Source organism: Gemmata palustris, assembly GCF_017939745.1.
GTDB classification, from domain to species: domain Bacteria; phylum Planctomycetota; class Planctomycetia; order Gemmatales; family Gemmataceae; genus Gemmata; species Gemmata palustris.
In genome coordinates, this window is the sequence record NZ_JAGKQQ010000002.1 from 563299 (window position 1) to 577802 (window position 14504).

Here is a 14504-nt window from a genome sequence, read left to right on the forward strand (position 1 = left end):
GGCGCCGATGAACGCGACCGGTTTAGAACGGGTCCGCAGTGGCAACCTCCTCTACACCGACGAAGTGGGCCACGACGCCTGCGGCATCGGCGGCATCGCCGCCCGGGACGGAAAACCGTCCGCAGAACTTCTCCGAAAAGCGATCGGCGCGCTCAAAGCAATGGAGCACCGCGGGGGCGTGTGCGGCGACGCGGGCGACGGCGCGGGGCTCCTGTTCGCTACCCCTCAAGCCTTCTTTAAGGAAGAGGCCAAGCGACTCCGGTTCGACGGCGCGCGCGACCTGCGTTCCGAAGACGTCATCGCGGTCGGTGTGCTGTTCATTTTCGAGACCGAGCCGGCGCGCGCAGACGCCGTCCGGGCGCTGGTCCGCGACGCACTCTCCGGCGGGCCGGTGAAGTTCCTCGGGTTCCGCCCGGTCCCCGTACACAACGACGTGCTCCCGGCGAAAGCGCGGGCCACGCGCCCGGCAGCCATCGAACAAGCACTGTTCAAAGTCGAGGGCGACGCGGTCGCGGCCGATCGGTGGCTCGTGCTGTCGCGCCTCGAACTCCGCGAGCGCCTCGCGACCGCCAAGCTCGCGGCCTACGTCGTGTCCCTTTCGGCATCTCTCGTCGGCTACAAGGGGCTCATGACGAGCGGGCAGCTCGCGGGCTTCTACCAGGACTTCACGAACCCCGCGTTCGAGACGGGTATCGCCACGTTCCACCGCCGGTACAGCACGAACACCTTCCCGAATTGGGTACTCGCGCAACCGTTCCGGCTCACCTGTCACAACGGCGAAATCAACACGGTCCGCACTACCCGTAACGCGGTGTCGGCGTTCGCGCGCGGGCTGCAGCCGCCGCTCCCCGGGGGCGACCTGCTCACGCCCAAAATGAGCGACTCGGCCAGCCTCGACGAGTGGGTCGAGTACCTGATGCGCGAGCAGAATTGGAGCCTGCTGCGCGCGCTGCGGCTCTCCGTCCCGCCCGTGTGGGACACCGAAGCCGACGTGTGGGGACAAGAGGCGTTCGACCTCTTTACTTACTACCGGCGCACGTTCGGGAGCCTCGCCGCGTGGGACGGCCCTGCGGGTATCATCGGGACCGACGGTCGCATGCTCGTCGGGCTGGTGGACCGCATGGGGCTGCGCCCGGTGCGCTGGTGCTCGGACAGTCGCGGGTGGCTGTACATCGGTAGCGAGTCCGGGGTGTTCGGTTTGGACACGACCACGATCGTCGCAAGCGGGCAACTCCAGCCGGGGCAGATGATCGCCCTCGACACCGAAACCGGCGAGCGCCTCGACAGCTACCAGATCATGGCCCGCGTCGTGACCGAAGCGCAGAGCGAACTCGGCGACGTGCGCGACCTGAACCGCCGGCAGATCATCATCCCCGAAGGGTTCGACTACACCCGACAAACGGACGATACCGTGGGCGCGATGCTCACGGACCGCTCGTGGTCCCTCGACCACCTGCTCCAAGCCGCGGGCTGGGACTTCGACCGCGCGGTGTTCGTGCGCGAAATGGCGAAGCTCAAGAAGGAGCCGCTGTCGAGCATGGGCCACGACCGCGTGCTGACCGTGTTCAGCGCGCACCACCCAACGCTGTTCAAGTACCTGCAACAGACGTTCGCCGAAGTCACCAACCCACCCATCGACCCGTACCGCGAGGGCGGGGCGATGTCGCTGACGACCTATTTGGGGCGCGGGCCGCTCACGAGCGCCGCAGGGACCGGAGGCGCTGAAGCGGAAGCACTCCCGACGCGCCAAATGGAACTCCCCTCCCCCGTCATCTCGGACGCGATCGTCGAGGAGATCCGGCAGAACGAGGTGCTCGGCTTCAAACTGCTCGACGCGACGTTCCCGCTCCAGGGCGGTACGGACGCGCTGCGTTCGAGCCTCGTCGCGCTCCAGAGCGCGGCGGAGAAGGCGGTTCACGACGGGTACCACGTGCTCTGCCTCTCCGATAAGGAAGCGTGCAAGCGCGGGATCTTCCCGATCCCGTCGCTGCTCGCGCTCGGTGCGGTCCACCAGTATCTGTGCCGCCAGGGGTTGCGCGATAAGTGCAGCCTGATCGTGCAGGCCGGCGACATCCAAGAAGGCCACGACATCTGCTGTCTGGTCGCGTTCGGTGCAGACGCGGTTCACCCGTACCTGATGCTCCGCCTCGTGAAGGACGGGCTGACGTTCAAAGACCCTGACTCGAAGCAGGAACTGAAGATCGATGCGCGCGAGGCGCTGGAGAACCTGTTCGCGGCGCTCGAAGACACGATCAAGAAGGTGATTTCCAAAATGGGGATCACCACCATCGAGGGCTACCGCGGCGCACAACTATTCGAGGCCGTCGGGTTCGGGCCGGACCTCATGGCGTTCCTCGGCGAGTTCCCCAGTCGTTTGAGCGGCATCGGGTTCGCGGAACTGGTGGACGACGCCCAGTGGCGCGTGCAGCAGGCCGAGAAGATGACCGTGCTGGGCCGCAACCGCGACTACCACGCCTTCAACGCGAAGGTGCGGATGGCTCTCCGCGACGCAGTAAAAGAGGCACACCCGGAACCCGAACAGGGCGGCGGGGAGATGGCCTACACCGCCCCACCGAGCGACGATGATCCCGGCGCGTCCCAGCGCGTGGCCGACAAGTTCATCAAGTTCACCGACATGGTGAATACCCGCGTGCCCACGGTGCTGCGCGACCTCTTCTCGATCAAGCCGGGAGCGCAGATTACGCCCCTCGCAGACGTTCAACCCGCCGGCTCGATGATCGCGGACCACTTCCGTGGCGCAGCAATGAGTCACGGCGCGCTCACCGGCGCGTCGCACATGACGATCGCGGCCGCCGTGAACGAACTCGGGGCGACGAGCAACTCGGGCGAGGGTGGCGAAGCTCGCTGGCGCAATGACCTTCCGGAACGGGCTTACGGCGCGTTCTGGGAGAAAGTGCGTGCCCAGCGCGTCGCGCACCCGGAGATTTACACCCTGGATGGCGACATTGCGAAGAGCCGGTTCCGCAGTCGCATCCGGCAAATCGCGTCCGGCCGGTTCGGGGTAGACGCCGAGTATCTGGTGAACGCGGACGAGATCTCGATCAAGATGGCGCAGGGCGCGAAGCCCGGCGAGGGCGGCCAGTTGATGGGCAAGAAGGTGACGACCGAGATCGCGGAGATCCGGTTCGCCAAGCCCGGTACGGACCTCATCAGCCCGCCGCCGCACCACGACATTTACAGCATCGAAGACCTTGCGCAGCTCATCTACGACCTGAAGGCGGTGAAGCCCGGCACGCCGGTTTCGGTGAAGCTGGTCGCGGTGGAGAACATCGGGACCATCGCGGTCGGCGTGGCGAAGGCCGGGGCCGACATCATCGAGATCGATGGTATCGACGGCGGCACCGGCGCCGCGATGGTGTCGAGCAAGGAGCACGCCGGGTTGCCGAGCGAGATGGGGCTCGCGGAAGCGCATCAGGCGCTCGTCGTGAACGGACTCCGCACGAGCGTGAAGCTCCGGGTCGGAGGTGGGATCAAGAACGGGCACGACGTCATCAAGTACGCCCTGTTCGGCGCGGACGAGTTCAGCTTCGGTCAGGGGTTGATGGTGTCGGTCGGGTGCATCGTGTGCAAGTCGTGCCACATCCCGAACTGCCCGACGGGGATCACCGGTAGCCCGGAAATCTTCAAGGGGCACCCGGAACACACGAAGGCATATCTGCACGCGGTCGCGCATGAGGTGCGGGTGTTGCTGTCCCGTATGGGGTTCAAGCACATCTCCGAGATCACCGGGCGCTCGGACCTGCTGGTCCCGCGCACGGACCTGAAGGAAAAGCACCCGCGGCCCGCACTGTTGGACCTCTCGAAGTTCATTCAGCCCGACATGGCCCTGTCGCGGCTCGCCGAAACGCACCCGCAGACGCCCCCGGGCCGCGGGCTGTGCGACATTACCGGGTCGCTCAACGACCGGCTCTTCGCGGCCGCATTCGACGCGATCGACACCGCTCAGAACGCAGACCTCGTATTCCGGGTGCGCAACTCGGACCGCGCGGTGGGGGCGACGGTCGCGGGCCAGATCGCGAAACTGTACGGCCGCGAGGGGATGCCGAACCACCGCAAGATTAAGGCGCGGCTCGAAGGAGAGGTGGGGCAGAGCTTCGGTGCCTGGTGCGTCACCGGGCTCGATCTGGAATTGCGTGGGTTCGCTCAAGACGGCGTCGCAAAGGGCATCTCCGGCGGCACGGTGGTCGTCACGCTCGACTACACCATCAGCAACTACGGTGGCGAAATCCAGAGCGTGACCGGCAACAACGTGGGGTACGGGGCGACCGGCGGAACCATCTTCATCGGCGGCCGCGCCGGGCACCGACTCGGCATCCGCAACTCGGGCGCGACAATCGTGGCCGAGGCCGCGGGCAAGTATGCGTGCGAGTACATGACGCGCGGGAAGGTGCTCATCCTGGGACCGGTCGAGAACGAGATCGGCTCGGGCATGACCGGCGGCGAGCTGTTCATCTTCGACCCGAAGACGGACGTGCCCGCGAAGCTGCACGGCAAGAGCGTGACCGTGATCGACTGTGCCCACGTCGATTACGAGTGGATGCACCCGCTGCTGCACCAGTACTTCGCGCGGACCGGGAGCCGTCAGGCCGAGTACCTGTTGAAGAACTGGGCCGACGTGCGCCGCGGCCGCCGACTGCGCAAGGTACTGCCGCTCGCGGTGGCCCGTGCGATGGAAGACCTCAAAACGGCCGGCACCAACGCGGGGTGATCGGCCCCGCGAGTTCCAGCTCGTTCCTTCATCGCAAGGGCGATTTGTTGAAACGATAACTTTAGCCCTCCGAACACAGGTGCGCCCCTCGTTTTTGAGTGTGTCGCACCTGCCGGCTAACAATTGCTAACATTTCTGGGTCCGAGCGACCTCGCGGACCCGATAAAACCATCTAACCTGTTGCCATTTCAGAGTTTCCGGCACGGACACCCATCTCAAAACCCGCGCCAATTGCTAACATTCACTAACATTTCTGCGGTTTGACCTCGCGTTTGGAGCATCTCGTTACCCGCAATCACTCTCTTCACTCGGGTGTTGGGCGCGCCAATATTCCGCCGGCACGCCCCAATTAATCAATTGTACACTAGTGGACGAATTTTTGCAAACAGTTCCGATCCGAAAACGCGAATTTGTTGCGGAGATGTGTACGACAATGGCGCTGCAAGGGAGTCGAAAGGCTCCCTCTGAAACCGCGGTGACGGCTCTGGTGAGGCTATTTGAGTGGAGACGTGCTTTCGTCGTGTGCTTCGGTTTCGATGGTCGATTCGTTCAGCAAGTCACTGAGAATGTTGTCGGTCCACCAATCCGGCGGCGCGCCTTCCCACATCGGCCCAAACACAGTTGGTGGCACCGGCGTATCGTCCGTCCACTTCTCTTTTTCTGCCAATCGAGTTAGTCGGTCAAAGGCGCGTGCAGGAGCCGCCAGATGGCCGACCGTGCCCAACGTGACAACTCGAAGCAGGCTCCGCACAGCGGCGTCGTCGGCGAAGGCGCTGCCGCCAGCGCTAACGGCCTCATAAGTGCGAGCAAGTGGTTTTTTGGAGCGTTGGTCCAAAACTTTTTAACGACCTCAGCCCCGGCGCCCGGGGGGCTTCACCTTCTCGTGGATGAGCTTGACGAACTGTTCGAGGAACTCGAAATACTCGGTCCCCGCGATCTCCTTCACGCGGCAGACGAGGTGCCGCCGGCGCTCGATCAGATCGACACAGGTGTCCACACCGAGCTTCACGAGCGGCCCGCCCGGGGCCTGCATGTCCAGGAGTTCCTGCACCTCGTCCGGGCGCAGCTCGATCGCGCGGTCGCGGTTGCGTTCCAGCCAGGCGACGAGTTCGGGCAACTGGGCGCGTTCGTAAAGGAGGTTGAGCGTCTCCTCGTCGGCCGCCGGTTTGCCGTGCATGCGCGGCAACAAACGTTCGAGCGGGAGCGTGCGCAATTCACTTACTGTCAGACCGAGTGCGTCTGCGCACTGACTGACCGTGAGGTTCCGAAGCTGGCGCTTCGGCCCGCCCTGGAGGATCTGACGAACCGTGTGCCGGTTCAGGCGGGCGATCCGGGCAAAAACTTCTTGGTTCCAACCGCGCTCTTCGACGAGCCGAGCGATCTTGTTTGCGAGTTCGGCCCCGAGCCCCGGAGATGCCCCGTTCATCCGTGCTAACCCCGTTGGCGTTTTCCGTCTCTTGGCAATACTAATGCCGGGCCGCGTCGGTGGAAGAGAAGAGTTGGCAATCGGGCGGAAAAAACGCCCCCGCCGGCCGTTCAAGGTGAACGGCCGGCGGGGGCGCGGGTCAAAAACTGGTCAGCGATCAGTACGGGCTGGTGCTCCCGGCCAGCCCGCTCGCCCCGCTCACTTGCGGGAGCGGTTGCGGGATGCTGGCGCCGCCCTTCGGCGGGGTGGTCGGGGGCTTCGGCATTTCCTTCGGCGGGGTCGTGGTGCCCCCGGTGACGGGCGGGGTGGCCGGAACCACAGTGGCGGCCCCGCCGCACGGGTCGCAGGCCGGGGCGCAGCAGCCGTGAGACTTCTTGCTGGTCCAGCGCCCCTTCAGCTTGTCGAGCAGGTTGGGCTTGGCCGCGGCGCAGGGGTCACACGGCGCGGGGGCCGGGGCCGGAGCGCAGCAGTCGTGGGACTTCTTGCCGAAGCGGGCCTTCAGCTTGTCGAACAGACCGACCTTGGTACTCCCGCAATCGCACGGGGCCGGGGCCCCGCAGTTGCTGCACCCGGCCCCGGAGACCACGACCGGCGCGGGCGCCGCGGCCGGAGGTTGGGCAACCGGATCGGCCCCGGCCAGTGCTGCCGAGGTCATGAGTAGGAACGCGGCTGTCACGATGGGTATCCTCCGAAAGAGTTGAGTTGCCGTGAAGAAATCAAACTCACGGTTTCTCGCATCGACCCGGCCGTGACGGATTCGTGAAGCGCGTGAAGGAAATCTGTGACAATGTCGGGTGGCGGGGGCGCGGTCGCGCCGCGCGCGCCGCCCCGCGCGAGAAGAGCGCATCTGCCGCGCGCGCCGACCGCGCCGGCGGCCCGCGTCCCGACTCCGGCAGGTTGGGGTTGCTGATTCAGTGGACATCCGTTCTAAATACAGGGTCATCGCCGAACGACCCGAGGACCGACCCGTGGCCCGTGCAGAAAAGCAGTGGCACCTGCTCCCGTCCGACCCGACCGCGACCAACCGGCTCGCGGGGACGGCGCGGGTGTCGTCGGTCGTGGCGCAGCTCCTCATCAACCGCGGCGTGCGGGACGCGGCGGCGGCCCGCCGGTTCCTCGAAACACCGCTCGGGGGCCTGCTCCCGCCGATGGCGCTACCCGGGGTCCGGGACGCCGCGGACCGCATCGCACGGGCCATTACGGACAAGCGGCGCATCTGCGTGTACGGCGACTACGACGTGGACGGCGTGACCGGCACGTCCGTGCTGCTCCGCATCCTCGGCAAACTCGGAGCGGACGTGCAGTTTCACGTCCCGTTGCGACTGTCCGAAGGGTACGGGCTGAACAGCGAGCGGCTGCGCGACCTGCAGCGCTCCGGCGTCTCGATGGTGGTGAGCGTGGATTGCGGGATCGCGAGCCTCGCGGAAGCCCAGGTCGCGCGCGACATCGGCCTGGAACTGATTATCACCGACCACCACGAGATGAAGATAGGGCTGGACGGCCCCATTCTCCCGCTGGCGTCGGTCCTCGTTCACCCGCGGTTACCTGCGCCCGAGCCGTACCCGTTCGGCGACCTGTCCGGGGCCGGGGTCGCGTTCAAACTGGCGTGGGCGGTCGCGCAGCGCGCCTGCGGTTCGGAACGGGTGCCCGCCGAAATGCGCGAACTCCTGCTCGACGCGGTCGGCCTCGCCGCCCTCGGTCTGGTCGCCGACGTCGTCCCACTGCGCGATGAGAACCGAATTTTCGTGCGCCACGGGCTGGAGCGCATCCGCACGAACCCCTCCACGGGGCTCAAAGCGCTCCTCGACGCCAGCGGAGTGAAGCCGGACCAGGTACTGACGTCCGAAGACGTCGGATTCAAACTCGCCCCCCGACTGAACGCCGCGGGGCGCCTGGGTTGCGCGAGTTTCGCGGTCGAGTTGTTGACGACGACCTCGGGGGTCAAGGCGGTTCAGCTCGCGCAACAACTCGAAGCCATGAATAGTGACCGACAGGCGCACGAGCGCAAATATACCCAAGCCGCGAAAGAGATGGTCGAGGAACAATTCGCGAACGACCCGGCCATCGTGGTCGGCTCCACGGACTGGCACCCCGGCGTGGTCGGGATCGTCGCGAGCCGGTTGGTGGATTACTTCGGCAAACCGGCACTGGTGATCGCGATACAGCCGAACGAGGCCGTCGCCACGGGCTCCGCCCGGAGCGTCCCCGGGTTCGCGCTCCACACCGCACTCGTGGCGTGCGACGACGTACTCGAAGGGCACGGGGGCCACGCGGCGGCGGCCGGCTTCAAGGTGCGCCCGGAACGCATCCCGGCTCTACGCGATAGATTCAACGCTTACGTCACGAGCCACTACCCCGGTGGCGCGCCGGCCCAGCAACTCACGCTCGACGCGGAAGTTCCCCTCTCCGCCATCACGTTCGGGCTACTGAAGGACCTCGACAAGTTGGAACCCTACGGCGCTGCGAACCCGAAGCCGAAGTTCCTCGCGTCGGGACTGAAGGTGGAAGGCGCGCGCCTCATCGGTACGGGCGAAGTGCAGCGCCACATGGACTTCCGCGTGCGCCAGGGCGAAACGACGATCCGCTGCGTCGCGTGGGGCATGGCCGACCGGTTGGAAGAGTTGATGAGCAGCAACGGCGACTGCTGCCTGGCCTTCACGCCGAAGATCAACGAATGGAAGGGTTACAAAAAGATCGAGCTCCAGGTGATCGACCTGAAGCCCGGAAAAATGGTGTCGCTGGTATAACCAAGAGTGAGCGGGTGAAGGGGTGAAAAGACAAACGCTTGGAATCTGTCTTTTCACCCCTTCGCCCGCTCACTCTCATTTCTTCCCTTCTTTCGGTACAGGTTGGGGTAACGGCACGGGGGCGGTGCGTTTTTTCAACATTTCGATCTTTCCGCGCCAGGTCGCGAGGAACTTCTTGTAGTCGTCGCTGTTCACCGCCGCACCGACGGCGCCGACGTTCGCGAGGGCCGGCGGCGGAAGCCACACTTCCAGGTCCACCGCGGCGATGTTCCACAGGGCCGCTTCACGCACCGGGATGCTCTTGTCCGCGAGCAACTTCCCCAACTCGTCGAGGCGCTCGGGGTCGGGTTTCGTCGGCGAAACGAAACCGCGGAGCAAGCGCAAGAGGCGATCGGCCGCGTCCTCGTCGTCCTTGTCCTCGCCGAGTTCCTTGCTCACGAGCACCGCGCGCAGAATCGCCGTGTTCCCCCGATCGCGTGCGACCCAAACCGTGAGCGCGGTGACGACCGATTGCCGCGCGAACCACGGCAGTTCCGACTTCAGCACGTCCACGAGGGTCTTGAGCATGTCGCCCCCGGCGGGCGAACAATCGGCGAGCGCCGCCTGGGAATAGACCGTGAGGCGCGCGATGAGGTCGCGGTCGACGGCCGTCGGGGGCGGGTCGAGCCGCGATTCGATGACCTGGCGCGTCACGTTCCGCTCCGTGACCCGGTCGGCCGTGTCCGTCAGGAGGCGCGAAATGATCCGCTGCTCGTTGCCGTCAAAGGTCGGGTTCGCGGTCGCCTCCTGCATGTTCGTGATCGGCTTCGCCTCGGTGAGCACGGCGGACCCGGAATCCCAGGTCATTTGCGTGTTCACAGCGAACTTATCGACCGTGCGGAACCGGCGTGGGGAGGTGAACGCGGCCGTACCACTCAGGACCGCGACCCGGGCCTCGAGCTTCGGCGCTGCGCCGCCCGTGCGGGCGTAGGCCGTGCCGGGCTCGAACCACGAGACGAGTTCGACGAGCACGTCCGTCTTCTCGTCCGTCAGGGTGACGTCCCACACCTCGCTCGCGACGCGGACCCGCACCTTACGGGCGGCCGATTTCTTGTCCCCGTCGGGCTTTTTGCTCTTGAGGTAAATGCGCCCGCCGACGAGCGTGAGGTCCGCATCGAACCCGGCCCCGGGCGGGTGGAACGTCACGCGCGACTCGAACACCCGGTACGGGAGCTGCTCCGGCACGTTGCCCCACAAGTGGACCTGCACCTGTTTGTCGCGCTCGCCGATCAGCAGGTTCGCCTTGTAACCCGGCAGGGCCATTACCGGCGCGTTCGAGGCCACGACCTCGTCGCCGTCACCTTTGGCCCGGAGGCGCAACCACGCCCCGGGCTTCCCCGGGTCTTGTGCCACAACGAGCACGCGGTTGGTTTCGACGCGCCCGATCTCGCGCACCGCCGCATCGGGCGCGGCCACGGGGTCGCCGAGTCCGGGGCCGGGATCACCGGGCTTCGTCGCCGCGGCCTCGCTCGCGACGGCGACTGCGACCGCAACCGCCGCGTTCACGTCGGGGTCTTTCGGCTTCGGGTCGATCGGGACGGGGTCGCCCGGTTTCTTGGCGGGCGGCTCGGGATCTTTCGGCTTGCCGGGCGCCACGTCCGGCTCAGGCGTCAGTTGCGCGAACGAATAACCCGGCGTCGTCTCGGGGGGCTTCGGGGACTGGTGCGGGAGCGCCATGTACACGGCGACCGCGAGGAAGGCCAACATCGCCGCCCCGACGCCAAAGAGTGCGAAGCGCGCGGCCCAACTGGTGGCCGCGGAGTAGCGCTTCATGCCGAGGAGCAGCGCCGCGTCCGCGTCGTCGATCTCGGCGCCCCCGGGTTCGGGCGAGCGCACCCCGCCGACGGGCAGCTTCTTGTTCGGGCGCCGGTGCGGGGTCGACGCGGGCGCCTTCTGGAGCGCGTACATGCGCCGGTGGGCGCGCGGGGGAACCCGCACCGGTTCCGTGAGCACGAGCGTCAGAATCTGGTGACAGGCGGCCACTTCCGCGAGGTGAACGTCGGAGGCCAAGCACGTCTCTTCGAGTTGCTTGAGCGTGTCCGAATCGAGCCGGTTGTCCAAATACTCCGCGACCGTGTTGGGGTCGGCAGTTTCGTCATCGGCGTCGGCGGGTACGGGCGTTTTGAGCCCGCGTCGGCGCGTGACCTTTTTGATGCGCTCGACGAGTTCGCGGGCCTCTTCGCTGTCCGCGACCTTGCGACCGAGGCTGCGCGTCTCGACCGGACCGAGCGTGTCGTCAATGTAGGCCAACAGGGTGCGAAGCGTCAGGCGCGGCATATGTGGCTCCTCAACGGTGGGCACCATAGTTAGTGGCGCGCCGCAGCTCGCTTCGTGCAACATTCCGAAAAAAGCCGTAAGCTGGTGACGAAATGATCGGGGGACCTGAGTGCCCTCCCCCGGAAACAACCCGGAGCCTCGGAACATGACCGCGGTCCTTCTCCTGTTGTCCGCGTCGGCTGCGGCTCCGCCCGCGCCGGTGACCGATCTGAAGCTCCCACCGGGGTTCACCGCGAAGCTGTACGCAGACAACCCCGTCGCGCCCGACACCTACACGATGACCATTGATGACGCGGGCCGCGTGCTGATCGCGGGGCGCGGGTACGTTCGGGTGCTGGTCGATGACGATAACGATGGTTGTGCGGATCGTGCAGTCGATCTCATCGACGGACTGAAAGATGGACCGATGGGTCTGCTCGCGGAGGGCGATTCGCTCTTCGTGGTCGGGGATGGCGGGTTAAAGCGTTATCGCGGGTACAACGGCCGAGACAAACTGAAGGGACTGCCCGAAACGATTCTCGCGCTGAAAACGGCCGGTGAACACGACGCCCACGCGGTGCGCCGCGGACCGGACGGCTGGCTGTACCTCCTCTGCGGCAACATGGCCGGGGTGCGGAAGACCACCATCACCGACGCGCGTTCGCCCGTGCGCGATCCGATCGCAGGCGTGCTGGTCCGCATTTCGCCCGACTTCAAGAGCGTGGAAGTGGTCGCGGACGGGTTCCGCAACCCGTACTCGTTCGACTTCAATCGCGACGGCGAGCCGTTCACCTACGACTCGGACAACGAGCGCTGCGTGGGACTTCCCTGGTACGAACCGTGTCAGTTCTATCACATTGTGCCCGGTGGGAACTACGGCTGGCGCGCGCCGCAACGCGCGCAAACGTGGCGCAAGCCGCCGTACTTTCCGGACGTGGTGCCGCCGGTCTGCACACTGGGCCGCGGATCACCCACGGGAGTCGCGTGTTACTTGCATTCGCAGTTTCCCAAGAAATATCAGGGCGGATTCTTCCTCGCGGACTGGACGTTCGGGCGCATCCACCACGTTCCACTCGCCGCGAACAATTCGACCTACACAGGCGCGCCGGAAGTCTTTGCCGAAGCGGTCGGTACGAGCGGGTTCGCGCCGACCGCACTGGCGGTTCATCCCAAAACGGGCGAGCTGTTCGTGAGCATCGGCGGGCGCGGCACTCGTGGCGGCGTCTACCGGATCACTTTCGATAAAGGGGAAGCGCATCCGAAGCCGCTGCCGGTTGCGAAACGGTCGCTGGATTACGCCAAGGCAAGCGCGGAACAGTGGCTCACGGCCGCGGAGCCGAATCCCCGGAAACCAGCGAATACCGCCGAAGACTTGAGGAAGCGCCGACACGCTCTCGAAATGATGGCGCGCTACCGCGAGAAAATGTCGTGGAGCGACGCCCTCATCGACGCCGTTAAATCGAACCTGGCTTCGGCCGATCCGCTGATGCGCGCCGCAGCCGCTCGCGCCGCGGTCGCACTGGCGATCCCCGTCGGTGACGTGCCGAACAACGCGCCGCCGACCGCGGCGCAAATCGCGGTCGCGCTCGTCACTGCACCTGATGAACCCGTGTGGGCAATCAAAGTTGCTCTCGGGGTATTCGACAACACAAAAGCGACAGAGAACGAGTTGATCGCCGCGATGCGTATCGTTCACCTCGCCCACGGCGATTTGACGGCGAAAGACAGCGTGGGCACCGTGTGGGAGGGGTATACACTTCGCGATGAGATCCCAAAAGAGTTGGCTCGTCAACTCCGTGCCGGTCTCACAGAGCGGGTGCGCAAGTCTACTCAACAGCACGTCGAGCTCGAAACGGGGCGCCTGTTCGCGATTCTGGGCGGTGAGTTCGATCCCCCCGCGCGCTGGGCGACGCTCGACCGGATCCGAAAGGACAGTGACCCGGTCGACGACTTCCATTACCTCATCGCGGCCGCACGCACGAGTTCCAAATTCGTTTCGCCGAGAACCGATGAACTCGCCACCGCACTACTCGGCCTTCAACAGAAGGTGAAATCGCGCGGGGTGCCCCTGGACCGCCACTGGCCGCTGCGCTTCGATGAGATCCTGACCCGGTTCGGGAACAACTGGCACAAGTTGAACGAAGCGGTCGTCGATCACGGGGAGTTCGGCCGCCCCGAACACGCCGCGCTCGTTCGCCCACTGAAACTGGACGCGGACGATGCCACGAGACGGTTCGTGCTGAGTGCCGCCAAAGACAGACGCTACGACTGGACGCCCGGCGTCGTGGAGTTCCTCGCCCGTGTGCCGCGCGCGAACGTGGACCGGTTGCTGCTCGACTTGTGGGAGCGCCCCGGCTTAGAGGATGCGGTGTTGCGCGTGCTGGCACACGATCCGCGCGACACCGACCGCCCCAAGTTCGTCGTCGGACTGAAAGCACTCGACCCGGGCCTCGTGCGCATCTCGGCCGATGCCCTTGCTAAACTCCCCACAACCGACACCAAAGACGTGTGCGTCGCCGCGATTCGTGCGCTGCGCCGATTCCCCGATGCGAAGGCCGACGCCGGTACGCGCGCGGCGCTCTTCACGTTCCTTCAGAAGCACACCCGCGACAAGGTCGAATCGACCGAAAAAGCCTGGGCCGCGTGGCTCGTGAAGCAGCACCCGGACGCGGCGAAGGCACTCGACGCCAACGACGGGTTTGACGCGACCGCCTGGCAGAAGCGGGCCGCGGGCATCGTGTGGACCGCGGGCGACGCCGAGCGCGGGCGCGCTGCGTTCGCGAAGGCGACCTGTGCGGCGTGTCACGACGGCGGGCGCGCGATCGGGCCGTCGCTGCTCGGCATCACGAAGCGCTTCAGCCGCGACGACCTGCTCACGGCCATCCTTCAGCCGAACAAGGACGTGCCGCCGCGGTACCGCCCCGTGCGCGTGACGACCACGAACGATACGAGCTACACCGGCATCATCGTGTACGAAGCGACCGACGGCGTGATTCTGCAAACCGGCGCGGACACCACCGTGCGCATTGCGGGGACCGACATCGCGTCCAAGAAGCTGGTCGACGTGTCACTGATGCCCGCCGGGTTGCTCGACAAACTTACGGACGCCGAAATCGCCGACCTGCTGGCGTACCTGGGCACGCTCGCGGAACCGAAACCGAAGTGAGCCTCCTTTTGTTGTGTTGAAACCTTGCGAACGGCGCGGCGTAAGCCCGCCGTAGTGCTAAAACCACCGGCGGGCTTACGCCGCGCCGTTCGCTCGCGCCATGATTTCAGCACCACAAGTCTCTCCCGGAAGCAGTCTACC

The 14504-nt window shown here is 65.9% G+C and carries 7 protein-coding genes; 3 read left to right on the plus strand and 4 right to left on the minus strand.

Translation table 11 applies throughout. The features are described 5' to 3' along the window. Window positions 1-7 precede the first annotated feature (7 nt). Window positions 8-4729 carry a glutamate synthase-related protein gene (locus J8F10_RS36735; protein WP_210663195.1) on the plus strand — a complete coding sequence of 1574 codons (4722 nt, stop codon included), beginning with the start codon at window positions 8-10 and terminating at the stop codon, window positions 4727-4729. 493 nt (window positions 4730-5222) lie between these two features. On the opposite strand, the gene J8F10_RS36740 is transcribed toward J8F10_RS36735, so the two are convergent. The 3 genes from J8F10_RS36740 to J8F10_RS36750 form a co-directional block, all read right to left on the minus strand. Further along, on the minus strand, window positions 5223-5453 hold the full coding sequence (locus J8F10_RS36740; protein ID WP_210663197.1) for a hypothetical protein: 231 nt from the start codon (window positions 5451-5453) through the stop codon (window positions 5223-5225). A 126-nt stretch (window positions 5454-5579) separates the two neighbouring features. Then, a complete protein-coding gene (locus J8F10_RS36745; protein ID WP_210663199.1) occupies window positions 5580-6155 on the minus strand; it encodes a helix-turn-helix transcriptional regulator in 576 nt (191 codons plus the stop codon). Between the two features lie 157 nt (window positions 6156-6312). Continuing rightward, a complete protein-coding gene (locus J8F10_RS36750) occupies window positions 6313-6831 on the minus strand; it encodes a hypothetical protein (RefSeq protein ID WP_210663202.1) in 519 nt (172 codons plus the stop codon). 292 nt (window positions 6832-7123) lie between these two features. Here J8F10_RS36750 and recJ point away from each other — a divergent pair, with 292 nt between their 5' ends. Beyond that, a complete protein-coding gene (gene recJ, locus J8F10_RS36755; protein ID WP_210663204.1) occupies window positions 7124-8902 on the plus strand; it encodes a single-stranded-DNA-specific exonuclease RecJ in 1779 nt (592 codons plus the stop codon). Window positions 8903-8977: 75 nt separating this feature from the next. On the opposite strand, the gene J8F10_RS36760 is transcribed toward recJ, so the two are convergent. Continuing rightward, window positions 8978-11218, minus strand: coding sequence for a hypothetical protein (locus J8F10_RS36760; RefSeq protein WP_210663206.1), 2241 nt, complete (start codon window positions 11216-11218; stop codon window positions 8978-8980). Window positions 11219-11363: 145 nt separating this feature from the next. On the opposite strand from J8F10_RS36760, the gene J8F10_RS36765 reads away from it, so the two are divergent. Then, window positions 11364-14363: a DUF7133 domain-containing protein gene (locus J8F10_RS36765; RefSeq protein WP_210663208.1), complete on the plus strand. Its 3000-nt coding sequence runs from the start codon at window positions 11364-11366 to the stop codon at window positions 14361-14363. Window positions 14364-14504 lie beyond the last annotated feature (141 nt).

Excerpts from the sequence above, each read along its gene's own strand:
- J8F10_RS36735 (WP_210663195.1), top strand. The coding sequence starts at position 8 with ATGAACGCGACCGGTTTAGAACGGGTCCGCAGTGGCAACCTCCTCTAC.
- J8F10_RS36745 (WP_210663199.1), bottom strand. The coding sequence starts at position 6,155 with ATGAACGGGGCATCTCCGGGGCTCGGGGCCGAACTCGCAAACAAGATC.
- J8F10_RS36760 (WP_210663206.1), bottom strand. The coding sequence starts at position 11,218 with ATGCCGCGCCTGACGCTTCGCACCCTGTTGGCCTACATTGACGACACG.
- J8F10_RS36765 (WP_210663208.1), top strand. The coding sequence starts at position 11,364 with ATGACCGCGGTCCTTCTCCTGTTGTCCGCGTCGGCTGCGGCTCCGCCC.